The 25,584-nt window shown below is 32.9% G+C and carries 21 protein-coding genes and 1 tRNA gene; 13 read left to right on the forward strand and 9 right to left on the reverse strand.

What is annotated here, in order from left to right; genetic code table 11:
• Window positions 1-14: 14 nt before the first annotated feature.
• The 8 genes from glpK to ACOSP6_RS06335 form a co-directional block, all read right to left on the reverse strand.
• Window positions 15-3,182, reverse strand: a complete 3,168-nt coding sequence (gene glpK / locus ACOSP6_RS06300) for a glycerol kinase GlpK (protein ID WP_422094801.1) — start codon at window positions 3,180-3,182, stop codon at window positions 15-17.
• Between the two features lie 35 nt (window positions 3,183-3,217).
• Window positions 3,218-3,964 carry a 3'-5' exonuclease gene (locus ACOSP6_RS06305; RefSeq protein WP_422094800.1) on the reverse strand — a complete coding sequence of 249 codons (747 nt, stop codon included), beginning with the start codon at window positions 3,962-3,964 and terminating at the stop codon, window positions 3,218-3,220.
• Window positions 3,965-4,113: 149 nt separating this feature from the next.
• The gene (locus ACOSP6_RS06310; protein ID WP_422094799.1) at window positions 4,114-5,406 is read right to left on the reverse strand and encodes an aminopeptidase P family protein; all 1,293 of its coding nucleotides are present in this window, start codon (window positions 5,404-5,406) and stop codon (window positions 4,114-4,116) included.
• Between the two features lie 75 nt (window positions 5,407-5,481).
• Window positions 5,482-6,051 carry a Crp/Fnr family transcriptional regulator gene (locus tag ACOSP6_RS06315; protein ID WP_422094798.1) on the reverse strand — a complete coding sequence of 190 codons (570 nt, stop codon included), beginning with the start codon at window positions 6,049-6,051 and terminating at the stop codon, window positions 5,482-5,484.
• A gap of 57 nt (window positions 6,052-6,108) precedes the next feature.
• Window positions 6,109-7,434, reverse strand: coding sequence for a DEAD/DEAH box helicase (locus tag ACOSP6_RS06320; RefSeq protein WP_422094797.1), 1,326 nt, complete (start codon window positions 7,432-7,434; stop codon window positions 6,109-6,111).
• Window positions 7,435-7,565: 131 nt separating this feature from the next.
• A complete protein-coding gene (locus tag ACOSP6_RS06325; RefSeq protein WP_422094796.1) occupies window positions 7,566-7,817 on the reverse strand; it encodes a hypothetical protein in 252 nt (83 codons plus the stop codon).
• A gap of 66 nt (window positions 7,818-7,883) precedes the next feature.
• A complete protein-coding gene (locus ACOSP6_RS06330; RefSeq protein WP_422094795.1) occupies window positions 7,884-8,846 on the reverse strand; it encodes a succinylglutamate desuccinylase/aspartoacylase family protein in 963 nt (320 codons plus the stop codon).
• On the reverse strand, window positions 8,813-9,715 hold the full coding sequence (locus ACOSP6_RS06335; protein ID WP_422094794.1) for a RimK family alpha-L-glutamate ligase: 903 nt from the start codon (window positions 9,713-9,715) through the stop codon (window positions 8,813-8,815). The genes ACOSP6_RS06330 and ACOSP6_RS06335 overlap by 34 nt, the downstream gene beginning before the upstream one ends.
• A 175-nt stretch (window positions 9,716-9,890) precedes the next feature.
• On the opposite strand from ACOSP6_RS06335, the gene ACOSP6_RS06340 reads away from it, so the two are divergent.
• From ACOSP6_RS06340 to ACOSP6_RS06350, 3 genes are all read left to right on the forward strand, one after another.
• On the forward strand, window positions 9,891-12,725 hold the full coding sequence (locus ACOSP6_RS06340) for a WD40/YVTN/BNR-like repeat-containing protein (protein ID WP_422094793.1): 2,835 nt from the start codon (window positions 9,891-9,893) through the stop codon (window positions 12,723-12,725).
• Window positions 12,726-12,730: 5 nt separating this feature from the next.
• Window positions 12,731-13,093, forward strand: coding sequence for a dihydroneopterin aldolase (gene folB, locus ACOSP6_RS06345; RefSeq protein WP_422094792.1), 363 nt, complete (start codon window positions 12,731-12,733; stop codon window positions 13,091-13,093).
• A gap of 50 nt (window positions 13,094-13,143) precedes the next feature.
• A tRNA-Cys gene (locus ACOSP6_RS06350) sits at window positions 13,144-13,214 on the forward strand.
• Window positions 13,215-13,492: 278 nt separating this feature from the next.
• Here the strand turns inward: ACOSP6_RS06350 and ACOSP6_RS06355 are convergent.
• Window positions 13,493-15,028: a polyamine aminopropyltransferase gene (locus ACOSP6_RS06355; RefSeq protein WP_422094791.1), complete on the reverse strand. Its 1,536-nt coding sequence runs from the start codon at window positions 15,026-15,028 to the stop codon at window positions 13,493-13,495.
• A 60-nt stretch (window positions 15,029-15,088) separates the two neighbouring features.
• Between ACOSP6_RS06355 and ACOSP6_RS06360 the strand changes: the two genes are divergently transcribed.
• The 10 genes from ACOSP6_RS06360 to ACOSP6_RS06405 all read left to right on the forward strand — a co-directional run bounded on the left by ACOSP6_RS06360 (window position 15,089) and on the right by ACOSP6_RS06405 (window position 25,579).
• Window positions 15,089-15,616, forward strand: a complete 528-nt coding sequence (locus ACOSP6_RS06360) for a hypothetical protein (RefSeq protein WP_422094790.1) — start codon at window positions 15,089-15,091, stop codon at window positions 15,614-15,616.
• Window positions 15,606-16,745, forward strand: a complete 1,140-nt coding sequence (locus ACOSP6_RS06365; protein WP_422094789.1) for a glutathionylspermidine synthase family protein — start codon at window positions 15,606-15,608, stop codon at window positions 16,743-16,745. Before ACOSP6_RS06360 ends, ACOSP6_RS06365 begins: the two co-directional genes overlap by 11 nt.
• A 6-nt stretch (window positions 16,746-16,751) precedes the next feature.
• Entirely contained in the window at window positions 16,752-17,294 is a 543-nt protein-coding gene (locus tag ACOSP6_RS06370) for a hypothetical protein (protein ID WP_422094788.1), read from the forward strand.
• A gap of 17 nt (window positions 17,295-17,311) precedes the next feature.
• Window positions 17,312-17,680, forward strand: coding sequence for an adenosylmethionine decarboxylase (speD, locus tag ACOSP6_RS06375; RefSeq protein ID WP_422094787.1), 369 nt, complete (start codon window positions 17,312-17,314; stop codon window positions 17,678-17,680).
• Between the two features lie 102 nt (window positions 17,681-17,782).
• On the forward strand, window positions 17,783-18,628 hold the full coding sequence (locus ACOSP6_RS06380) for an MBL fold metallo-hydrolase (protein WP_422094786.1): 846 nt from the start codon (window positions 17,783-17,785) through the stop codon (window positions 18,626-18,628).
• 5 nt (window positions 18,629-18,633) lie between these two features.
• A complete protein-coding gene (locus ACOSP6_RS06385; protein ID WP_422094785.1) occupies window positions 18,634-20,262 on the forward strand; it encodes a S8 family peptidase in 1,629 nt (542 codons plus the stop codon).
• Between the two features lie 65 nt (window positions 20,263-20,327).
• Window positions 20,328-22,184, forward strand: a complete 1,857-nt coding sequence (locus ACOSP6_RS06390) for a M1 family metallopeptidase (protein ID WP_422094784.1) — start codon at window positions 20,328-20,330, stop codon at window positions 22,182-22,184.
• A 101-nt stretch (window positions 22,185-22,285) separates the two neighbouring features.
• Window positions 22,286-23,974, forward strand: coding sequence for a glutamine--tRNA ligase/YqeY domain fusion protein (locus ACOSP6_RS06395; protein ID WP_422094783.1), 1,689 nt, complete (start codon window positions 22,286-22,288; stop codon window positions 23,972-23,974).
• A gap of 133 nt (window positions 23,975-24,107) precedes the next feature.
• Window positions 24,108-24,767: an energy transducer TonB gene (locus ACOSP6_RS06400; protein ID WP_422094782.1), complete on the forward strand. Its 660-nt coding sequence runs from the start codon at window positions 24,108-24,110 to the stop codon at window positions 24,765-24,767.
• A gap of 101 nt (window positions 24,768-24,868) precedes the next feature.
• Entirely contained in the window at window positions 24,869-25,579 is a 711-nt protein-coding gene (locus tag ACOSP6_RS06405) for an energy transducer TonB (protein ID WP_422094781.1), read from the forward strand.
• Window positions 25,580-25,584 lie beyond the last annotated feature (5 nt).

Consider the following 25,584-nt stretch of genomic DNA (forward strand, 5'->3'; position numbering starts at 1 on the left):
TTATAAAAAGTAAATTAAAACTCTGTCTCATAATAAGTTGTTGCATCCGCTAGTAACTGATTTAGTAAATTCTTTTCTTCAGCGATTCGGTTCTCATCCCAATCTAAACTTTTGATAAAATCATTAACAATAACATCTAAATGTTTCGTGATACTGTTAATATTAAAATACAAACGACCTGTTCTACGCACAAAGAAATCAGCCAAACTATTAGTCATTTCAAAATTGATACAATACCATAATTCTGCACGAATTAATCGTTGTTCAATAGTTCCTGAAGCAAAATAAGAAGTTCGTTCTAAAATTGTATTCGCTCTTTTTCCATAAGTGGTACACAAATGCCAAGCATAATAGGAATCTTCCATTCCTAAATCACGTAATTGTTGTTCTAATTCTTTTTGATAAGCTTCCACTTCATCAACTGAATGCATACTTGGGTTTACCAATAAAATATTTTCAGTTTGTGATTTTTTATAAGAATTTCTTCGTTTTTCATCCATGGTTTTTAGCACGGCATCAATAACACGATGTGCCATTTTACGGTAACCAGTTAGCTTTCCTCCAGCAATTGAAATTAATCCGCTTTTAGAAATAAAAATCTCGTCTTTTCTTGAGAGTTCTGAAGGATCTTTTTCCTCTTCGTGAATTAATGGTCGTAATCCTGCCCAATTAGATTCAATATCGTTAACTGTTAAGTCGACATCAGGAAATGTATTATTCACAGCTTCCAGAAGATATTCTGCATCCTCTTTAGTAGCAACTACACGATCTAAATTCCCAGAATAATTGGTGTCGGTAGTTCCAACATAAGTGCATCTTCCTCGAGGAATGGCAAAAACCATTCTTCCATCTGGAACATCAAAATAAACAGATTGTTTAATTGGCAGTTTTTCATGCGGAAAAACAATATGAACACCTTTGGTTAGGTGTAAATGTTTATTGTTTTTAGAAGTATCTTTTTCACGCAATAAATCCACCCACGGACCTGCAGCAGAAACATAATTTCTCGCTTTAACACTGAACTTTTTCCCAGTGTTGATGTCAATACATTCAACATGCTCAATTTTTCCTTCTTTATCATAAACGAATGAATCCATTTCGCAGTAATTCACAACTGTTGCCCCAAATTCGGAAGCTTTCTTTAATATTTCAATTGTTAAACGAGCATCGTCTGTTCTATATTCAGCATAGTATCCACTACCCAATGTGATTTTGTCATCTAGCATTGGTTCTTTTTCCATGGTTTCTTTTTTATCTAGCATTCTACGAGCATCATCTCCACCAACATTTGCTAATAAATCATAGACTTTTAAACCAATGGCAGTCATCATTTTTCCATACGTTCCGCCTTCAATCAAAGGCAATAACATCTTTTCAGGAATTACTAAATGCGGAGCAAGTTTATGTACAATTGCACGTTCTGAACCAGATTCTCTTACCAATCCTATTTCTAATTGTTTTAGGTATCGTAGTCCACCATGAATGAGTTTTGTAGATTTATTACTTGTTCCCGAGGCAAAGTCGTTTTTTTCAACCAAACAAACTTTCATTCCTCTAGAAGAAGCATCTAATGCAATTCCAGCTCCTGTAATTCCTCCTCCGATAACCAATAAATCAAAAGTCTCTGACTTTAACTTTTTCAAATGTTTATCGCGATCCAAAACTGAGAAACGAATTGGATCGGGTTTGGCTTTTTTCTTTTTTGAAGTTTGCGTTCGTTCGATAGCTTTTAGCCATCCCTTATATTTCTTTTTACGAACTTTAGGTTTCATTTTTGTAGTAAAAATAGTATCAACCTCTCTAATGGTTTCAATATCTTCTTTAGTCCAAACACCAGCTTTTATTCCAGCTAATAATGCAGCTCCAAAAGCGGTAACTTCAATCATTTTTGGTCGATCAACAGATACATTTAAAATATCAGATTGAAACTGCATTAAGTAGTTATTAGCACTTGCACCACCATCTACTTTAAGTGAAATCATTTCTTTCCCACTATCTTTCATCATAGCGGTAATTACATCTTTGGTTTGATACGCTAATGCTTCAACTGTGGCTTTGATGATTTCTTCTTTACCAGTATCTAAGGTCATTCCATAGATGCTTCCTTTGGCATCTGCATCCCAATAAGGTGCGCCTAATCCAGCAAAAGCAGGAACAACATAAATGTTTTTTAAAGGAGGAATACTATTACAAATAGCTTCTGTATCGGAAGCATTATCAATAAGATTCATGCGATCTCGTAACCATTGAATTGAAGCTCCTCCTACGAAAATACTTCCTTCTAATGCGTATTGAACAGCCTCAGATTCTAAACTACAAGTTAATGTTGTGAGTAACCCACTTTGTGAAAGCACTTGGTTTGTTCCTGTGTTTAGTAGCATAAAACATCCTGTTCCATACGTGTTTTTAGCAATTCCTGCTTTAAAACCGCCCTGACCAAATAAAGATGCTTGTTGGTCTCCTGCAACGCCATAAATTGGAATGACAGTTCCGTTGAAATCAATATCTCCAAAATGTGACGATGAGGTTTGAACTTCTGGTAATAATGAAGTTGGAATATCTAGAGCTTTTAGTAAGGTATCATCCCAACTTAGATTTTTAATATCATAAATCATTGTACGAGACGCATTGGTATGGTCGGTAACATGTTTTTGATGATTAGTGAATTTGTAAATCAACCAACTATCAACAGTTCCAAAACAAAGTTTACCTGCGTTTGCCTTTTCTTTTGCTCCATCAACATTTTCAAGAATCCATTTTAGTTTTGTCGCAGAAAAATAAGAATCGATAACTAAACCTGTGTGTTCTTTTACATAATTTGATAAACCGCGATTCTTTAAATCATCACAAATATCTTTGGTTCTTTTATCTAACCAAACAATAGCATTATAAATAGGTTCTCCAGTTTCTTTATCCCAAACTACGGTTGTTTCACGTTGATTGGTAATTCCAATAGCTGCGATTTCCTCAGGTTTTATGCCTGATTTTTTTACTGCTTCATGAAACGTTTCTTTTTGATCATTAAAAATTTCATTCGGATTATGTTCAACCCATCCTGATTTCGGATAATATTGCGTTAATTCCTTTTGAGCAATGGCTTTTATTTGTCCTTTTTCATCAAATATTATAGTTCGAGTACTGGTTGTACCTTGGTCGAAAGCGACTAGATATTTTGGCTTCATTATTAATAGTTAGGGTTTTACCTATACCACATAAGTTAGTCTATATCGCTATTTTCAAGTTGTAGACTTACCTGAAGTATATTTTTCTTTTCTAAAATAGGCAAATTATTGAATTTAAGAAGCAATTGCGCTACAGCAATCGTATCGTTTTCGCAATAACGAATAATTCTAGTAATGTCTTTTTCTTTAAAATATACATTAGCGACCTCACTACCATCAATATCCTGTTTCGGAGAAGGAATCCCTAAAATATGCGTAAGTAAACTTAACGAAGTATAATGTTTAAAGTCACCAAACTTCCAAAGTTCCATGGTGTCTAAATGCGGAACTTCCCATGGTTTTTTTCCAAATAAATTGAGTTTTTTCGGTAATGTAATTCCATTAATTACCATTCTTCTAGCGATGTAAGGAAAGTCGAACTCTTTACCATTATGGGCGCACAATAAGTGTTTTTTGTGATTAAAATGCGTGTCTAATAAATCTTTAAAATCTAATAGAATTTCATTTTCATTACTTCCTGCAAAAGAGGTAACTCGTAGTTGAAGATTGTTTTCTTTTTCAACAAAGTATCCCACAGAAATACAGATGATTTTCCCGAATTCTGCCCAAATTCCGGCACGTTCGTAAAACTGTTTTGGTGTAAATTCATCTTTTCGTTGATACTGAGTTTTCAGTTCAAATAAATGTTGTGTTTCCTCGGGAACATCATTCCAATGTTCGTACTGAGGAACCGTTTCAATATCTAAAAACAAGATATTGTTCAGTTCAAAATGTGTTGACATGAATATATAGCAATTTGATTTTCAGTGTGCAATTTTGGTAAAAGTATGAAATTATTTTAGAATGTCACTTTGAGCGCAGTCGAGAAGAAATAAGTGAATATAATATTTGAATAAAGTCTCGACTGCGCTCGACTTGACAAAAAAGATATTTAACTGTTCATAATATCTTCAATTTCTTCTGCTTCGATAGGAATGTTTCGCATTAAATTGAATGGTTCTGCGTTATCTTGAATTACAACATCGTCTTCCAAACGAATTCCAAAACCTTCATCTGGCAAATAAATTCCTGGTTCAACAGTAAACACCATGTTCGCTTGCATTGGTTCATGTAATAATCCATAATCATGCGTATCTAATCCCATATGATGAGAAGTTCCGTGCATGAAATACTTCTTATACGCTGGCCAATCTGGATTTTCATTTTGAACATCGGCTTTGTCTAATAATCCTAAACCAAGCAATTCAGATGTCATTAATTTTCCAACTTCTTTATGATATTTCGTCCAATCTGCGCCAGGAACTAACATTTTTGTTGCGTCAATTTTAACACGATTTACCGCGTTATATACATCCCTTTGACGGTCCGTAAAACGACCAGAAACAGGAATTGTTCTACTCATATCACTCGAGTAATTTGCGTATTCAGCACCTACATCTAGTAAAATTAATTCACCAGCTTTACATTGTTGGTTATTTTCAATGTAGTGTAAAACGTTGGCATTGCTTCCGCTGGCGATAATTGGAGTATAAGCAAACCCTTTAGAACGATTTCTTAAAAACTCATGAGAAAACTCCGCTTCAATTTCATATTCCCAAACTCCAGGTTGTACAAAGTTTAAAATTCTTCGGAACCCCTTCTCTGTAATATCACAAGCTTTTTGAATTAAATCCAATTCAATTTGATCTTTTACAGAACGCAGGCGTTGTAAAATAGGATTACTTTTAGCAACAGAATGTGCAGGGTATTTATTTAGTAACCATTTTGTAAAACGTGCTTCTCTAGTTTCCGTTTCAATATTTGCACGATAATGCTCATTTGTATTGATATAAACAGTATCAGCATACGCCATCATTTCTGCCAATACTTTTTCTAAATCTTGTAACCAGAAAACAGTTTTTACTCCACTAGTTTCAAAAGCTTTTTCTTTAGTTAACTTTTCACCTTCCCAAACCGCGATATGCTCATTTGTCTCTCTTAAGAATAAGACTTCTCTTAAACTTTCTTTAGGACAGTCTGGAAAAACTACTAAAATACTTTCTTCTTGATCTACACCACTTAAAAAGAAAATATCTCTGTGTTGTTCAAAAGGAAGTGTAGAATCTGCACTAACTGGATAAATATCATTAGAATTAAATACAGCTAAACTATTTGGCTTCATTTGAGCCATGAAGTTCTTTCTGTTTTTTATAAATAGTTCTTTGTTTATTGGTAAATATTTCATTTAATTTTGGCGTTTACATGTTTGTGTTTTCCAAAAATAATTAAAGAAATAGTTACAAGAAGTAGCCAAATGGCTTTATTTTACGTTTTTGCGTATTCTACTCATGTGTCTTGTTGAAATTCCTAAAAAAGAAGCCAAATAATGAAGAGGAATACTTTGCAGAAGTTGAGGGTCGTTTTTAAGTAATTTTTGATAACGTTCTTCCGGTGAAAGTGTGAGCAAGTCTATTCTATAATCATCGATTCTAAAAATTTGGTTTTCGATGAGCTTATGATAAAACATGAAAAATGCCGTATTCTTTTCAAGAAGATATTTGAATTTATCCACAGAAATTACCCACAAAGAACAATCCGTTAATGCTTTGACGTTCTTTCTTGAAACAGTTTGATTTAAAAAGCTTTTTAAAGCAACAGTACAAGAATTTTTTAAAGCTAAATAGGTCGTTTTTTCTTCAAGTCCAACCTGAATAGAATGCTGTAAAACTCCACTTTCAATGTAACAAAAGTATTCGCAGACCGTTCCTGACGCCACGAATAATTCATTCTTTCGAATTGATTTTTTTTCAAAAGAGTTCAATACTTCAGGTAAAGCTTTATACAAGCTTGAGTCATTTATGATATGTTTTAGATATTCCTCTAAATTCATATTACAAATTAAGGCATATTCGTTTACTTTGAATTCCTAATTATTATCTAAAAAAGATTATCCGTTATCTTTTCTAGGTCCTTTTTTAAACCTTCTCTTATTATTATTTCTCCTGTTTTTGCTTGATTTAGAATTGTTTTCTTTAGTCTCGTTAGATTTCTTTTTACGACCAAAGTTTCTTTTAGGTTTATTGCTTTGAGATGCTTTAGTTTTTTTTGGTGAAGATTGTTTTGGTTGAGATTGTTCCGTCGGAGTAAGATCGAAACCTTCTAATTCAACAATTTTTAATTTTTGCTGTAATAACTTCTCAATATTTTTTACATATTCTAATTCTTCTCTACTTACTAAAGAAATTGCTTCTCCACTTGCACCAGCTCTACCAGTTCTTCCTATTCTGTGTACATAATCTTCAGGAATATTAGGCAGTTCATAATTGATAACATGTGGTAATAGCGGAATATCTAAACCTCGTGCGGCAATATCAGTAGCAACTAAAACACGAATGTTATTTTCTTTAAATCCTTTTAATGCTTTCGTACGTGCACCTTGACTTTTATTTCCATGTATTGCGGCCGAAGAAATACCTTTCTTTTGAAGTTTCTCAGCTAACCTATTTGCACCATGTTTGGTTCTGGTGAAAATCAGTACTTGATCCCATTTTCCTTCTGAAATCAATTCAATAACCATTGCTGCTTTTCTACTTTTTGGAACACGATAAATCTTTTGTGTTACCATTTCTGCAGTTGTATTTTCTGGCGCTGCTTCAACTAACGAAGGATTTGTTAAAATTCCTTGTGCTAATTTTTTTATTTCTTTAGAAAAAGTAGCTGAGAAAAGTAAGTTTTGCCTTTGATTGGGCAGCAAAGCAATGATTTTTTTAATATCTCGAACAAATCCCATATCCAACATCCTATCCGCTTCATCAAGAATTAGAATATCAACTCGTTTTAACGATAGCGCTTTTTGGTCATGCAAATCTAAAAGTCTTCCGGGTGTAGCGACTAAAACATCAACTCCATTTCTAATGGCAGCAATCTGCTTTTGCGGTTTTACACCTCCAAATATTACAGTCGATCGAATATTAATATGTTTACTGTAATCTCTTACATTATCATAAATTTGTGCTGCTAACTCTCTAGTTGGAGTTAGTATTAATGCACGTATTGGCCTAAATTTAGGGTTTTTAGTGTCTGTAATTATTTGTAATATTGGTAAAGTAAAACCTGCTGTTTTACCAGTTCCGGTTTGTGCGGATGCGAGAACATCATTTCCTTCTAATATTACTGGAATTGCTTTTTCTTGTATTGGGGATGGGGTTGTATATCCTTTTTCCTCTACTGCTTTTAATAGCTCTTTCTTTAACCCTAACGATTCGAATGTCATAAATATGTGTATAGAAATAAATTAAGTTTTATTTCTGAATAGGGCACAAAGGTACGGTTATAGTTTTTGTAAATGAGAAAAGCGCCTAAACATTTATTATAGACGCTTTTAAATTGTATTAATTGGATTGTTTATTTCTTCATTGCTCCTTTAATAACTCCAATTATAGCCATTAATACTCCACCACCAACAGTTCCTCCAGCAATGCTTCCAATGATACCTGATAAATCCAAGCCAAGCATTCCTAATAAATGAGCTCCAAGACCACCACCAAGAATTCCAACAACTGAATTCCATAATGTACCCATTGAGAACTTTTTTAATAAAGCTCCAGCAATATTTCCACCTAAGGCACCTGTAAGTAAGCTAATAATTAATTCCATAATTTTTAGATTTAAAATTTGTTATTTAGTTAATAAATTAACAAAAAATTAACAAATAACACAAATCTAAGAACCTATATGAAAAAGAGCATCTCCTAAATTTACAACAGGAAAGTTATTTTTTGCGATGACGTATCCATCTTTCGGAGCTTTTACAGGAAACTTAGTTTCACCATAAGTATCCATAATAAATCCAAGAATATCTCCTTTTAAAATTGCGGCTCCATTTTCAACTTTTGAATTAAATATTCCCGCATCTTTTGCACGAATCCAGCTTCGTTTTTCGATTTCAATAGAAGTATTATTATCAGGTATTACAATAGATTCATTTATCATATTGAAATATTTTAGAATTCGAAGTGTTCCATTGATACCTTCATTTATGGCACGTTCATTTAAGCGTAAAGATTCTCCTCCTTCATAAACAATTACTGGAATATTGTGTTTAAAACATTCATTACGAAAAGATTTAGGAATTACTTTAGATCCGAATTTAAAAGGTGCATTAAAAATAGTTGCCAAACTCTTACCTCTTTCGTCTTGTGGAGTGTATCTTATTTGAGGAAAGTTACTACGTTGTGCGCCTCCTGTATGATAATCAATAGCGAAATCAACATTCTTTGTAATTTCTTTCATTAAATAATAGGCAAGTCTGCTTGCCAACGAACCTTTTCTTGAACCTGGAAAACTTCGATTTACATCTTTTCCATGTAATTCACGAGAAAAACTTAAGAAACCAAAGATGTTTAAGAGCGGCACGACAATTACACAACCTCGATGAATTTTATACGATTTGTCAATCAACATTCTACGAACTAATTCAATACTATTCGTTTCGTCACCATGCAAACCACCTTGCAATAAAATTGTGGGACCTAATTCTTTTCCATTAAAAACATATACCGGAATTTCAATTACAGTTCCAGTAGGTAATCTGTCAACAGGAATTTTAATGAGCTTCGATTCTCCTAAACCAATTTTTTCACTTCTGATACTTACCTCTTCATTCTTGAATTCTTTGTCGAACATTTTTTCTCTAAATATTTAATAATTCCTTCTGCAACATTAACTCTTGTATAGGCTTCAACTCCTTGCAAACCTGGAGTAGAATTTACTTCAATTAATAACGGACCTCTTTTCGATCTAATTAAATCAACACCAGCAATAGGCAATCCCAAATAATTTGCCGCTTTTATAGCCATGGTTTTCTCTTGATTACTTAATTCAACTTTTGAACCCGAACCACCTCTGTGAATGTTAGATCTAAAGTCATCATCTAACCCTTTTCGTTTCATTGCAGTAATTACTTTATCTCCAGCGACGATTACTCTTATATCTTCGCTGTTACTTTCTTTCACAAATTCTTGCAGTAAAATATGCATGTTCATTCTGTAGAAAGTATCAATAATTGATTTTGCAGACTTTTTACTTTCTGCCAACATTACTCCCATTCCTTGAGTTCCTTCTTGCAGTTTTATAATTACCGGTGCACCGCCTAATAATTCAATTTGTTCTTTGATGTTTTCTGGGTTTACTGAAAATAAAGTGTCGGGAATAGGAATTCCTTTGCGATTCATTATTTGTAGTGTACGAACTTTATTTTGAGCTCTTATAATTCCTAAAGAGCGAGCAGAACTAAAAACATCATTCATTTCAAACTCCTTTACAACTGCAGCTCCATGTCTCGTTGCGGATGCCCCAATTCTTGGGATAATTATATCAGGTTCGTCAATAATATTTTCACCATCATAGATAATTTCTCGTTTCCCTCCACTAAGCTTAATAGAACATTTCATATGGTTGATGATACTCACATCATGACCTCTTTTGGCGGCTTCGTCATACAAACGTTTTGTAGAATAAACGTGTTCACCGACGGAAAGAATAAAAATGTTCATGTGGCTTTTTTTACAAATCTAATTAAAATATAGAGCGAAATTTACAGGTTAAATATAATTATTAAAACCTAAGTAAAACTTGAAACTTTAACACTTTAGAACACTCGTGATTACCAAAAAAGTAGTTTCAGGTGAAAACTATTGTTTATTTTTGAGATTACTTAAATCAAACCAAATGAAAAAAACACTTTCCTTTTTACTGCTTTTGGGTGCAACAGTTTACGGTCAACAAAATGCGACTTCGTCTGAAGTGGTAAAAGACGCTTTGGCAAAGAAGCGAGTTATGACTAAAAACTCCCTAGTTAAAAATATTCCATTTACAAATATTGGTCCTACAATTATGAGTGGAAGAGTTGTTGATATTGATGTTAATCCAGAAAACACAAATGAGTTTTATGTTGGTTATGCATCTGGTGGATTATGGCATACAGAGAACAACGGGAATACGTTTACGCCAGTTATGGATACCACCGATACTCAAAACATTGGTGATATTGCTGTTGATTGGAAAAGTAATACAATTTGGGTTGGAACAGGTGAAAACAATTCTTCAAGATCATCATATGCTGGAATTGGAATTTTGAAATCAACTGATGGAGGAAAAAGTTGGGAAAATGTTGGTTTGTTCGATTCTCATCATATTGGTAGATTACTTATAAATCCGAATAATCCAGATGAAGTAGTTGTTGGTGTTTTAGGTCATTTATACTCTTCAAATAACGAGAGAGGAATTTACAAAACTACCGATGGAGGTAAAACATGGAAAAGAACTTTATTCATAAATGAAGATACAGGAATTATAGATCTGCAACATGCACCAAATAATTTTAATGTACTGTATGCGGCTTCTTGGGAAAGGGAACGTAAAGCATGGAACTTTGAAGGAAATGGAAAAAACTCAGCTATTTATAAATCTGAAGACGGAGGAAATTCATGGAAGAAAATTTCTGAGAATAATGGATTTCCACATGGAGATGGTGTTGGTAGAATTGGATTAGCGGTTTATGATGAAAATACCGTGTATGCTTCACATGATAGTCAGTTTAGAAGAAAGGAAGAAGGAAAGAAAAAGTCATCTACGAATGCATTAACGAAAGAAGATTTCAAAACAATGTCAGTAGAATCGTTTTTAGCGTTATCAGATAAAAAATTGAATTCTTATTTGAAAATGAATGGTTTTCAAGAAAAGTATCGTGCTGAAAATGTTAAGCAAATGGTACGTGCAGGTTCCGTAAAACCTATTGATTTAGCAAAATATTTAGAAGATGCAAATTCATTATTGTTTGATACTCCGGTTGTAGGAGCTGAGGTTTTTAAAACTACGAACGGAGGAAAATCTTGGAAAAAAACTCACGACGGTTATTTAGATGATTTATATTATTCTTACGGATATTATTTTGGAGAAATTAGAGTTGATCCTCAGGATAAAGACGGGATTTATATTTTAGGAGTTCCAATTTTAAAATCAAAAGATGGAGGAAAAACTTTTACATCTATCAGTAGAGAAAATGTACATGCAGATCATCAAGCCTTATGGGTGAATTCTAAAGTTCAAGGTCATTTAATTGATGGAAATGATGGTGGTTTAAATGTTTCTTATGATGATGGAAAGAGTTGGTTAAAATTAAATACACCACCAGTTGGACAGTTTTATTCAGTTTATGCGGATAATCAAAAGTCTTACAATGTTTATGGAGGTTTGCAAGACAACGGAGTTTGGACAGCAAATAACAATGCAAAAATTAATAAAGCTTGGTTACAGTCGGGAAAAAATCCATATGAATCAATTATGGGTGGTGATGGTATGCAAGTTCAGGTAGATGATAGAAACCCTAATATTGTGTATACAGGTTATCAATTTGGAAATTACTTCAGAATTGATAGAGCTTCAGGAAAGCAAACGTATATTCAGCCAAAACATGTGTTAGGTGAAAGTCCATATCGTTTCAATTGGCAAACACCAATTCATCTGTCAAAACACAACCAAGATATCCTATATTTAGGAGGAAATAAATTGCATCGTTCTTTAAATCAAGGAGATGATTGGGAGACTATTTCTGATGATTTAACAAAAGGAGGTAAAAAAGGAAATGTTGCTTATGGAACATTAACAACAATCAGTGAGAGTCCTTTTCAATTTGGATTAATATACACAGGTTCCGACGATGGTTTAGTTCATATTACTAAAAACGGAGGTGGAAGCTGGGAAGTAATTTCTAATTCATTACCAAAAGATTTATGGGTAAGTAGAGTAATTGCTTCAAAACATAAGAAAGAACGTGTATATGTTACATTAAACGGATACAGATGGGATGATTTTAATTCGTATGTGTATGTTTCAAATGATTACGGTAAAACTTGGGAAAACATAGGGAAAACAATACCTGCTTCTCCAGTAAATGTAATTAAAGAAGATCCTGAAAGACATAATATTTTGTATCTCGGAACTGATAATGGATTATATACTTCTTTTAATGGAGGAAGTTCTTGGGAAATTTTCCATAAGAATTTACCAAATGTTGCAGTTCATGATGTTGTAATTCAACCAGAAGCAAAGGAGTTAATCGTTGGTACTCACGGAAGAAGTTTATACAAGGCAAGTATTAAATCTTTACAAGAATTCGCTAAAGGAATTCGTAAGAATGATATGAACGAGTTGTTTTCAATTGAGAACATCAGAAAAGGAAGGTTTTGGGGTAACTCTTGGAGCAAATGGTTAGAGCCAAACACACCAGAATTAAAAATTCCTTTTTACGCAAATAAAAACGGAAGAGTTACGATTGATATTTACAGTGATGATATCAAAGTCAACTCGTTAACAGTAAATGCAGAGAGAGGATTCAATGAGGCAATGTTTGATGTTTCATTTAACGAAAAAGGATTAAAAGAGTTTAAAAAAGCAAAAAAAGAAGTAATTATTTCGAAAGCTAAAAATGGTGTAACGTATTTACCAAAAGGAAAGTACACTGTTAAACTAGCAGGAGAAGAACAGACTTTTGAAATTAAGTAGATTGAATGGGAATTATTAAAGTGACAGACATTCGATTGTTTACCAATCATGGATGTTTAGATGAGGAAGCAAGAATTGGTTCAGAATATAGAGTCGATATTGAGGTAAAAGCAGATTTAATGAAGTCTGCAGAAACTGATGATTTAAGTGATACGGTTGACTATGTTCATTTGAATAATATTGCTAAAGAGGAAATGGCAATTCGTTCAAAGTTGCTAGAACATGTTGCTAAAAGAATGATTAATCGAATTTTTAAAGAAATTAGTTTAGTTGATGAAGCAACTGTAAGTGTCTCAAAACTAAACCCTCCGATTGGAGGAAATGTCGGAGAGGTGACTATAGTTTTATCAAAAAAACGTAAAAATTAAAAAATACTTGCCGTAACTAAGAAAAGTATTAAATTTGCACTCTCACTTAAGGTGTCGTGGCCGAGTGGCTAGGCAGTGGTCTGCAACACCATCTACAGCGGTTCGAATCCGCTCGACACCTCAAAACCTCTTTAATCATTTGATTTTAAGAGGTTTTTTGTTTTTAGGAAAAAAGAGAAAGAAAGATAAAATCGTTTTCTTAAAGTTTATTTTTTTCCGTTTAAAAAATTAGACCTGTAAAATACATAACCGATTTTCTAAAAAATACGGTTTGTCGCATTCGAGTTTTTACAAGTATAAATGCTTGGGCTATTAGTTGTTTTATGTTTACAAATAGCGAAGTAAGTTTTTAATTTTGAAGTAATGACGACATAAACATTAAATAATTTGGGCTTATGTTCAAAATGAACCACTACCAGCTTCAAATTCAATTTTCCAACGTTGCCAATCTTCGCTGAAATAATTTAATATTATTGGTTTGTCTAACTTATTAATTTTTGTTTCTTGAATCTCTATATCCTTTGGTAAGGTTAGTGCGTAGTTTAATTCTTTTTTATCTAAAAATTTAAGTTTTTCTAACGGTAATTTTTCTGCTGATAAATTATCTAACTCTGTATTAGCTCCTATTACAAACCCCCAGTTTCCAAATGACGGAATATAAACTTGATATTCTTTTTGGTAATCAAAAACACTACCTATCGTATTGTAAATACATGAAAAAGTTCTATTAGAAAAATATATTTCCCCTGCTTGTGTTACCGATATTCCGTCTGGTTTTAGGCATCTTTTAACTAATGAATAAAACTCCTTCGAGTATAACCTCGCAATACTTTCATTGGCAGGATCTGGTAAATCTGCAATTATCAAATCGTATCTTTTTTCAGTTCGATATAAATAATTAAACGCATCATTAGCGATTAAATTTACCTTTTCATTATTTGCTGCTCCTTGATTTATTTCAAGCAAATCACTATTTGTTTGAGCTAGTTTAAAAATATCTGGATCGATATCTACAACATCGATACTTTCAACTTGACTATGCTTTAATACCTCTCTACTAGCTAAGTTTTCTCCACCTCCTAAAATCAAGACGTTCTTTACATCTTTTTTATAACACATTGGTACATGAACCAACAATTCGTGATATCGGTGCTCGTCTAAAGATGAAAACTGAATCGCTCTATTTAAATACAAACGAACATCTTTATGTTTGTTCTTTGTTAAAACCATTTTTTGATAAATAGTTTGTTTTTCAAATGCAACAGGGTGTTTGTATATTTTGTTTTCCCAAATGTTTAACAAATTACCAGCATAAAAAACTACGGTTAGTAAAACGCCACAAGATGCTACTCCCCACCAAATAAATTTCTTTTCTAATTTCAATACAAATAAAGCTACAATTAAGCCCAAAAGAATATTTATAATTCCAAACAATAAAGAGGAATAAAATAGCCCTACAAAAGGTAGTAGTATAAAAGGGAATAATAATGTTGCGAAGAGTCCTCCAATATAATCTAATGAAAGTATCAGTGATAATTTTTCTTTTACCTGGGTGTTTTCAAAAGCAAAAGTTAATAAGGGTACTTCTGCTCCTGTTAAAAGCCCAATTAAAAAAATAATAAACATGCTATAAAACTGAAAAGACGTCGGCGAAACCTTTACAAACAAAAAATACAAGATAGGAACCGATAACCCTCCTATAAGCCCTAAAATGTACTCTAGGTAAATAAATGTTTTTAATGAGTTTTTCGTGAAAAATTTGGAACCATAAGCGCCTATTCCCATAGAAAATAAATAAACACCAATTAAAATAGAGAATTGTTTTACCCCATCCCCTAAAAAATAAGATGCTGTTGCGCTCACTAACAATTCATAAACAATAGAGCATAATCCCGCTATTATAACGGTTAAAATCAAGTAGTTTTTAACTTTCATAGTTTTTTTTTCAAAAATAAAATATATATTGCATGCAAGTTTAACGAATTTCAAAAGACTATGAAAAAAACTACTTCGATAATTACTATCGCCATGTTACCTTTATTAGTTTCTTGTGGTGGAGATGGTACTCCAAGAATTAAAGATGCCACTGAAGTTACTATTTACGAACCAACTAAAGGAACTGTTACTGAGGTTAAAGAAGTTGACCCAGGTAATAAGTACAAAATTTTAGATGAGAGACTTATTGAGAAAAAAGAAGACTCTTATGCTATTGTTCACAACTTAAATGGTTCTACTGACACTCTTAGTCTAAGAACTATTGAAAAAGATCATTCTAGCGGAACAAGATCTTACAGTCCTTTAAGAGGTTTACTTTTTTATTCTTTAGCTTCTTCTTATTTTAACAATAGAGTTCCTAGTTCTTCTGGTGCAAGAAGTTATTATGCAGACGACAAAGCATTCCAAAAGTCTCAAGGTTTACAAAATGAAATGAAGTCTTCAGCACGTACAAGAAGAGTAAAATCACCAGGTATGCGTTCTAGAGGTTATGGTTCAGGGAAATCATTCCGTTCATATGGAGGATAGTAGATTTACCGAAATTAAAAGAATCAAGAAAAAAGACGCTCCACATCCATTGCACTGGTTCATTAAGGAAGATGTTTTTACTGAAGAACTTTTTGGCTTTTTTAGTGCAGAAGTGAATAGCTATAAAACTATTGCTTCTCAATCTTACACTTTATTTGAAAAGGCAACGTCTTTATATCTTGAAAGAGGTAATTCTTTTGGAATTCCAAGTGAAATGTATGATTTAGTCAAATATACTTGGAACAACAAAGAGAAGTATCCTTTTTTAATCGGTAGGTTCGACATTAATGGAGGTTTAGATAATTTAAGAGCTAAAACAATTGAATTTAATGCTGACACCTGTTCTACTTTTCCTGAAACTGTGTTGTGGCAAGATTTGCAAATGCAACAACTGAAGGGAAAAACGCATTTTAATGAGTTAGAACAAGGTTTAGTGAATAAGTTAACTGAATTAAGGTCTAAAATCCCCCATGAAAATGCAACTTTTTTAGCAACTTCATTAGGTTATATTGAAGATCAGTTAAACTGTAACATAATTCTTGATGCTGCAAGAAAAGCTGGATTTACACCAAGATATGCCGATTTACCAAATGTAATTTTTGGTGATGATGGAGTATTTATACAATTTGGAGATGAATACGAACCTGTTGATGTCCTTTTTAAGATGTTTCCATGGGATTGGATTTACAATGAAGAACCTGATCTTCTAAGTGACTTATCACATTTGATAAGAAATGATAAGGTAATTGTATTAAATCCTCCTTATACATCACTTTGGCAGAACAAACAGTTTTTAGTATTTATAACCGATTTTTTTCCAAATGAAGTAATCGCTAAAACATATAATAACAATCCTAACACAGAATCTTGGGTTGAAAAACCAATTTTAGGTAGGATTGGTGAAAATATTACAATTAAAAATAAACAAAACACCTATCAAAGCAAAGGAGATTATAAAAATCAAAATACGATTTATCAAGAATATCTTCCTTTAGCTAAAGATTTGGAAAATTATTATTACCAAATAGGTATCTTCTTTTCTGATAAACCCTTGGCTATAAATTTAAGATGTCAAGAACAACCAATTATTACAGAAGATGCCGAGTTCATGTCTCATTATATAATATAGTACATTATGAAAAAGTTATTTATGATTTTAAGTATTGCTTTAGGAGTGGTTAGCTGTAGTCCTAAAGTAGATGTAGCAATAGACAATCCATCAGAAAAACCAATTCTTGTATCGATTGATACATTGACTGTAGAAGTACCTGCTAAAGAAGTTGTTTGGGTTGAAATGGGTAAAGGTCCTAGAAAAATTACATTACCTAATGACAGTATCGTAAATTATGATTTTCAAAAATCAGTTTACATGCTGAACCCAACATTCTCTCAATATCTAAAATACGGAGAAGTATACGGATCCAATCCTATGGCTCAATTTGGTTTTGGAAGTAAAGATACCGTTAACTTCTATGGTTTTGAATTTGTTGGAGACTATAAAGTTATTAAAGACCTTGTAAACACAGTTACTTGGGATTATGGGCCACGTGAGTCGCTGCCTTCAATGGTACAAGTAGAAGAGGGTGAATCTTATACAACTTTATATAAATTGATGGATGTTAATGAATTTATTGAAGAAATAAATAAAAGAGCAGAAAAAGAAGAAATTAGTGAATAACGTTAAAGAAAAATAATTTGAAAGGATTAGGTTATCACGGACTATGGGAAATTAAAGATTGTCCAGCAGAATTATTAAAATTTGAACAAACAATTAAACCGTTTATGGATGCTATTTCCAATGCGGTTAATGTAACTGTTTTATCAAGAAGCTATAAGCAGTTCAGTCCTTACGGAGTAACTGGAGTGTATTTGCTTTCAGAAAGTCATTTGAGTATTCACACTTGGCCGGAACATGGTTATGCTGCTTTAGATTTGTTTTCTTGTAAAAATTTTGATTCTAGTGAAATAAAGCAAATCATAAAAAAACATTTTGATACCGAAAATGTAACTTTCACTTCGATTGAACGAGGAGTGATAGATAAATTAGAGTTAAAAACTCAATAATAAAAAAAGGGTAGTCAAATTTGACTACCCTTTTTTAGTACGATTCACTATTATCAAATTATTAACTTCAAGTTTGGTTAAAATTTCAGATATTTGTTTTCTATGCGTATATATCCAATAGAAACAGGTAATTTTAAACTTGATGGTGGAGCAATGTTCGGTGTAGTCCCAAAGTCTTTATGGGAAAGAACAAATCCAGCAGATTCCAATAACATGATTGAAATGGGAATGCGTTGCATGCTCATTGAAGACGGAGATCGATTAACGTTAATTGACACTGGAATTGGAAACAAGCAATCCGATAAATTTTTTGGTTACTATTACTTGTATGGAGATTTTTCATTAGATGCTTCTCTAGCTAAATACGGTTTTCATCGTGATGATATTACCGATGTGTTTTTAACTCATTTACATTTCGATCATTGTGGTGGAGCCATTCAATGGAATAATGATAGAACCGGTTTTGAACCGGCTTTTAAAAATGCTAGATTTTGGAGCAATAGTCGTCATTGGGATTGGGCAGTAAATCCGAATGCAAGAGAAAAGGCATCATTTCTTTCAGAAAATATTTTACCCATAGAAGAGAGCGGACAACTTAACTTCCTACATTTAAACGCAAAAGACTATGTTGGTTTTGATGTAATCTTTAAAGACGGCCATACCGAAAAACAAATGTTGCCAAAAATCGAATATCAAGGGAAAACACTTGTGTTTATGGCGGATTTGCTACCTACGGCGGGTCATATTCCACTACCGTATGTAATGGGTTACGATACAAGACCTTTACTAACCCTAAAAGAAAAGGAGGCTTTTTTAACAGAAGCAGCGGATAAAGAATTTTTCCTCTTCTTAGAGCACGATGCTCACAATGAGGTTATCACAGTAAAACACACTGAAAAAGGTGTGCGATTAAAAGAAACTTACAAATTTACAGACATATTTAATTAACAAACATGAAATTAATAAAACCAATTTTATATTCAACTGTAGCAGTTGCATTAGCAAGTTGTTCTACAGCAGGAAATATTGCAAAGAAGGAAGTGCCACAAGGGCCAAATGTAGTAATTGATCTTCCAGCGAAAAAAGCTGAGTTAACAGAAGAAGAAGGTAAAAATTGGCAACATTATGACTTAGCTACTGATACTATTCCTGGAATGAGTGTGTACAAAGCATACGAGTTTTTAAAAGGAAAAAAGGGAGTTGAGGTTATTGTAGGAGTTGTTGATAGTGGTACTGATTTAAAGCACGAAGATTTAAAAGATGTTGCTTGGGTAAACGAAGATGAAATTCCTGGAAACGGAATTGATGATGATAAAAACGGATATGTTGATGATATCAACGGATGGAACTTTTTAGGGAAGTCATATGAAGAACACTTGGAGTATGAGCGTATTTTAATGAATCCTTCTATTGCAGATGAAGAAACACTGTCTGAAGTAAAAAAGTATCAAGAAAAGCAGGTGACTAAAGCAAAAAAGACCAAAGCCAGATATGAAAACTTTTTATCAGGCGTGGTTTTTTCAAAAAACGCATTAGATAATCATTTTAAGAAAGAAACGTATACTTTTGACGATATAAGATCTATTAAAACAGAAAACAATGAGCTTAAACAAGCCATAGGTTTTGCATTGAATTTTGTTGAGGCAAATGGCATGACAATGGAATCGATGGAAAAGGCTCTAAGAGATGAAATAGAAAAATCTATTAAAACGATTAACGGTGATAATTTAAAAACTGATTATAGAAAAGTAGTTGGTGATAATGCTTATGACATAAATGACAAGCCTGGATATGGTGATGGTAATATTGGTCATACTGTAAAAGAAGAGTCTCACGGAACACACGTTACTGGGATTGTTGGTGCTAAAAGAGATAATGGAAAAGGAATCGATGGAGTAGCTACTAACGTGAAATTAATGGCGGTTCGTTCTGTTTCAAATGGTGATGAGTATGATAAAGACGTCGCTTTAGGGATACGTTATGCAGTTGATAACGGTGCGAAAGTAATTAACACGAGTTTCGGTAAAGGTTTTTCACCGAATAAAGAATGGATTTATGATGCAATTAAATATGCAGCTGAAAAAGATGTGTTAATTGTAAACGCTGCAGGAAATTCAAGCGAGAACATTGATGTGGATAAATCATTCCCAAATGACACACCTGATGGGATTAATGAAGTTGCAGATAACTTTATTACTATTGGGGCAATGAGTGCTAACTATAACAAAGAATTACCAGCAAGTTTTACAAATTATGGTAAGGTTAATGTAGATGTTTTTGCTCCAGGGGTAGCAATATATTCAACTACTCCAGATAGTGAGTACGGTAAGAAAAGTGGAACTTCTATGGCTTCTCCTGCCGTGGCTGGTGTTGCTGCATTAATTCGTTCTTACTATCCAGAATTAACGGCGAGTCAGGTAAAAAGAATTTTAATGAATTCAGGTACTAAAATAGACTTTAAAGTTCTTAAACCAGGAGGTAAAGGAGAATTAGTGCCGTTTTCGGATTTATCAGTTTCAGGTCGTGTTGTAAATGCATACAATGCATTACGTATGGCTGACAGATTGGTAAATGGTAAATAATCAATAAAATGAACAAACAAAAAAGAGCATTATTAAATGCTCTTTTTTTGATTAAATTATAAAAAATGAAAAGAGTAATTTTTTTAGTAAGTAGTATGCTTTTATTGTCTTGTGGAAGCATAGCCCAGAATTCTGGAAACCAAAAGAATTATTGGCAACAAAGAGTTGACTATACAATGGATATTGATATGGATGTAAAAACATATCAGTATAAAGGAAAGCAAAAATTAGTGTACACAAATAACTCTCCCGATGAGTTAGACAAGGTGTTTTATCATTTATACTTCAATGCTTTTCAACCAAACTCTCAAATGGATGCGCGTTTGCACACAATTGATGATCCAGATGGAAGAATGGTGAACCGATCTGGAACTGAAGATAATCCTGTTGTAGAAAGTAGAATTGCAAAGTTAAGTCCATCAGAGGTTGGATATATCAAAGTAAACTCACTTACTCAAGACGGGACAAACGTACGTTATGAAACCGTAGGAACAATTTTAGAGGTAACTTTAGTAAAGCCTATTAAACCTGGGAAAAAAGTGACGTTCGTAATGGATTTTGATGCTCAAGTTCCTTTACAAATTCGACGTTCAGGAAGAAATAGCAAAGAAGGTGTGGCGCTGTCTATGACACAGTGGTATCCTAAAATGGCTGAATATGATTTTGAAGGATGGCACACTCCTCCATACATCGCGAGAGAGTTTCATGGCGTTTGGGGTGATTTTGATGTTACTTTGCATATTGATAAAAACTACGTCGTTGGAGGTACAGGAACACTTCAAAACCCACAAGAAGTAGGACATGGATATGAAAACAAGGAAAAGAGCTTAAAACTTCCTAAAGGAGATAAATTATCGTGGAATTTCGTTGGTAAAAACATACATGATTTTACTTGGGCAGCTGATCCAGAATATCAACACGATGTTTTTAAAATGGAAAACGGAATCGATTTACATTTCTTGTACAAGAAAACATTAGATGCTCAGTACATTGAAAATTGGAAAAAATTACAGCCTAAAACAGCTGAACTTATGAAATATTTCAGTGAAAATATTGGTCCATATCCGTATAAGCAATATAGTGTAATTCAAGGAGGAGATGGCGGAATGGAATATGCGCAATGTACTTTAATTACAGGAAAAAGAAAATGGGGAAGTCTATTTGGAGTTACGGCTCATGAATTAGCACATACTTGGTTTCAATTTTTATTGGCAACAAATGAAAGCAAACACCCATGGATGGACGAAGGGTTTACAACATATATTTCTAATAAAGCGGAGAATGTTATTTTAGAACAAGGTAGTGAGAATCCTCATACAGGTTCTTACAGGGGATATGTATATCTAGTAAAATCTGGTAAAGAGAAACCACTTTCTACTCACGCTGATAGATACGAAACAAACTTTGCCTATGGAATAGGTAGTTATAGTAAAGGGAATATATTTTTAAGTCAGTTAGAGTATATTATTGGAGCAGACAATGTAGCTAAAACTTTAAAGAAATATTACAACGATTTTGCATTTAAACATCCAACGCCAAACGACATCAAAAGAAGTGCAGAGAGAGTTTCTGGAATTCATTTAGATTGGTATTTGAATGAATGGACTCAGACAACACATACTATTGACTACGGCGTAAAAGAAGTAAAGAACAAAGAAATTACCTTAGAAAGAATCGGTGCAATGCCGATGCCGATGGATCTTGAAGTAGAATATACGGATGGTTCAACAGAGTCTTTTTACATTCCTTTAGAAATTATGCGTGGAGCAAAACCTACAAATGCAATGGTGCTTAAAGATTGGGGATGGGCATATCCAACCTATACATTCACAGCAAACAAAACGGTTAAGTCTGTAAGAATTGATAAAAGTGGTTTAATGGCAGATGTTAACCCTTTGAACAATACATTTTCGATAGAATAATCTATTTTTAAAGATATTATTTAAGCAGTGAAAAACGGAATGTTTTTCACTGCTTTTTTCTTTTTAAAATAATTACTTTTGCGTGTAAATTAAAAGTGAACATGTCAGAAGAAAAGAAATCACTAAACTTTATAGAGCAAATCATTGAAGAAGATTTAGCTAATGGAATGAAAAATGAAAATTTACGTTTTCGTTTTCCACCAGAGCCTAATGGATATCTTCATATTGGTCATACAAAAGCAATCGGGATTAGTTTTGGTTTAGGAGAAAAGTATAATGCTCCAGTAAACTTACGTTTCGATGATACAAACCCAGCAAAAGAAGAGCAAGAGTATGTTGATGCTATTAAGAAAGACGTTGCTTGGTTAGGATATCAATGGGAAAATGAGTGTTATTCTTCTGATTATTTTCAGCAGTTATACGATTGGGCAGTTCAACTTATTAAAGATGGAAAAGCTTATGTCGATAGCCAAACTTCTGAAGCAATGGCGGAACAAAAAGGAACACCTACAGAACCTGGAGTTGCTAGCCCATTTAGAGATAGAAGTATTGAGGAAAACCTTGATTTATTCACAAGAATGAAGGAAGGTGAATTTGATGAAGGCGCTCATGTTTTACGTGCTAAAATCGATATGACTTCCCCAAACATGTTGCTACGTGATCCAATCATGTATAGAATTTTAAAAAAAGCACATCATAGAACTGGTACTGATTGGGTGATATATCCAATGTATGACTGGACACATGGTGAAAGTGATTATATAGAGCAAATCTCACATTCTTTATGTTCTTTGGAGTTCAAGCCTCACCGAGATTTGTATAACTGGTTTAGAGATAATGTTTACGAATTTAGTAAAGAAGCTTATCCTTTAATGCCAAAGCAAAGAGAGTTTTCTCGTTTAAACTTGAGTTATACAATCATGAGTAAACGAAAACTTTTAAAGTTAGTGGAAGAAGGTATTGTTTCTGGATGGGACGATCCAAGAATGCCAACTATTTCTGGTTTGCGAAGAAGAGGTTACACACCTGCTTCAATTCGTAATTTTATAGAAACTGTGGGTGTTTCTAAAAGAGAGAATGTTATTGATGTAGCACTTTTAGAGTTTAAAATACGTGAAGATTTAAATAAAACTGCAAATAGAGTAATGGCAGTTTTAAATCCTGTCAAACTTGTAATCACAAATTATCCTGAAGGAGAAGAAGAAGTATTAATTGCGGAAAATAATCCAGAAATGGATGCAGGAACAAGGGAAGTGCCTTTTTCTCGTGAATTATACATTGAGAGAGACGATTTTAAAGAAGAAGCTAACCGAAAGTACTTTAGACTAGCACTAGGCAAAGAAGTTCGTTTAAAGAACGCTTATATTATTAAAGGAGAGAGTTGTGTAAAAGATGAAGATGGAAACATCACTGAGATTCATTGTACATACGATCCTTTAAGTAAATCTGGAAGTGGAACAGAAGAAAGTAAGAGAAAAGTAAAAGGAACATTACATTGGGTTTCTATGAAACATGCTGTTGAAGCAGAAGTTAGAGTCTATGATAGATTATTCTCTGATGAAGCTCCTGATTCATACAAAGACAAAGACTTTATGGAGTTTTTAAATCCTAATTCTCTTGAAAAAATTCAAGCTTTTGTTGAGCCAAGTCTAAAAGAAGCTAAGATTGGAGATCGTTTCCAATTTCAAAGATTAGGATATTTTAATGTTGATGATGATAGTTCAAAAGAAAATTTAGTTTTCAATAAAACGGTAGGATTAAGAGACACTTGGGCGAAGGTCAACAAGTGATTATTCCTAATGTTTTGTCTGATTTAGTTTAAAATGTTGATTTTTAAACAACAAAAATGTTAAAATTTTATTTTTTTTAGTATCTTAGTATTCCCAATATTATAAAGACCAAAAACTTTTAATCCCCTCAGAAATGAAAAAAGTTACATGGTTGCTCTTTAGTTTATTTATGATTAATTCGGCTTTTGGCCAGAGCGACAACGACCATACTGTTAAAATTAAAAAAAGCAAGAACTCTTCTAAAAACATTGAAGTAGAAATTGTTTACAAGAAAAAAACAGTTGAAAAACCTACTACAATAACACCAGAAGCGTCTTCATTAGACAAAACACGTTTCCTAATTAAAAGAAAAGAAATAACTACTGATATTCCTTTGGAGGAGAAAGTGGTTTCTAAGCCGGTTAAGGTAAAATCAGAAAAGAAAGTTGAAAACACCTCTGTTTTTACGTTTGATAAAGTTGATAGAGTTCCGGTTTTTTCAAGTTGTAAGGTTAACGGTAAAAAATCATCAAATAAATGTTTCAAATCTGGAATTAGTAAGTTCATTCAAGAAAATTTTGAATACCCAGAAGAAGCAATAGAAGATGGAACTACTGGAAAAGTTACTGTAAAATTCACCATAAATAAAGAAGGTAAAGTGGTAAATGTTATTGCCACTGATGCAAATAATATTAAAACACTAACAGATTATAGTGTAGAACTGATATCAAAGTTACCTAAACTTGAGGCAGCTCAAAAAGATGGTAAAGCTGTTGCTGCATCTTACGAGTTTCAATTAGATTTTTCTCTTTAACCAAATAAAAAACGTATTAGATAGAAGGAAATATTAGATTTTAAAATACGACTTAAGTATTTACCAAATAACTAAACAACAATTTAACATCCCCCCCGAAAATGAAAACCCCCTTAAGATTGTTAGTTTACTTGTTTTTAGTAAACATCATAACCGCACAAACAAATAACACCTGTACTTCCAAAGTTGTAGTAGTAGAAGATTTAAATACTATTGATAAATGTAAGGCTATTAACAACAAACTTGAAGCGAAAGATAAGCCTGAACGCCAAATCTTTTTAAAATTGAGTCATGATAATAACAGGTTTCTCCGAAAAAGAAAACCAGACGTTGTCTCAATAACAAAAGCGAAGGAGGCTGTAAAAGCCGTTAGTGAATTAGATGCAAAAGGTTTAAAAACATACACTAAATCTAGCATTCCATCAAGTAAACTTGTTACAGATAGACTAAGTTCGTCTGCTTTTAGACTTACCGAAGTAGATTTTATTCCTGTTTTTGATACTTGTAATGGAATAAATGACATCTCAATTCTTAAATGTTTTAAAGGTGAAATAGCAAAACATATTCAAAATAATTTTGAATACCCAGAAGAAGCGATAGATGAAAATATTACAGGTAAAATTACAGTTAAATTTCTTTTTGATAAAGATGGAAAGATTAAAATTGAAGAAGTAATTGATGAAAATCAAGATAAAATATTAGGAAATTATACCAAGAATTTAATACTTAAACTTCCAAAGTTTACACCAGCAAAGAAAAAAGGTATAACGGTTCCTTTATCGTACGAACTTTCTCTAGATTTCTCTCTTTAAAAGAT

It is taken from the genome of Tenacibaculum sp. MEBiC06402 (assembly GCF_049239625.1).
In the GTDB taxonomy this organism is placed as follows: Bacteria; Bacteroidota; Bacteroidia; order Flavobacteriales; family Flavobacteriaceae; genus Polaribacter.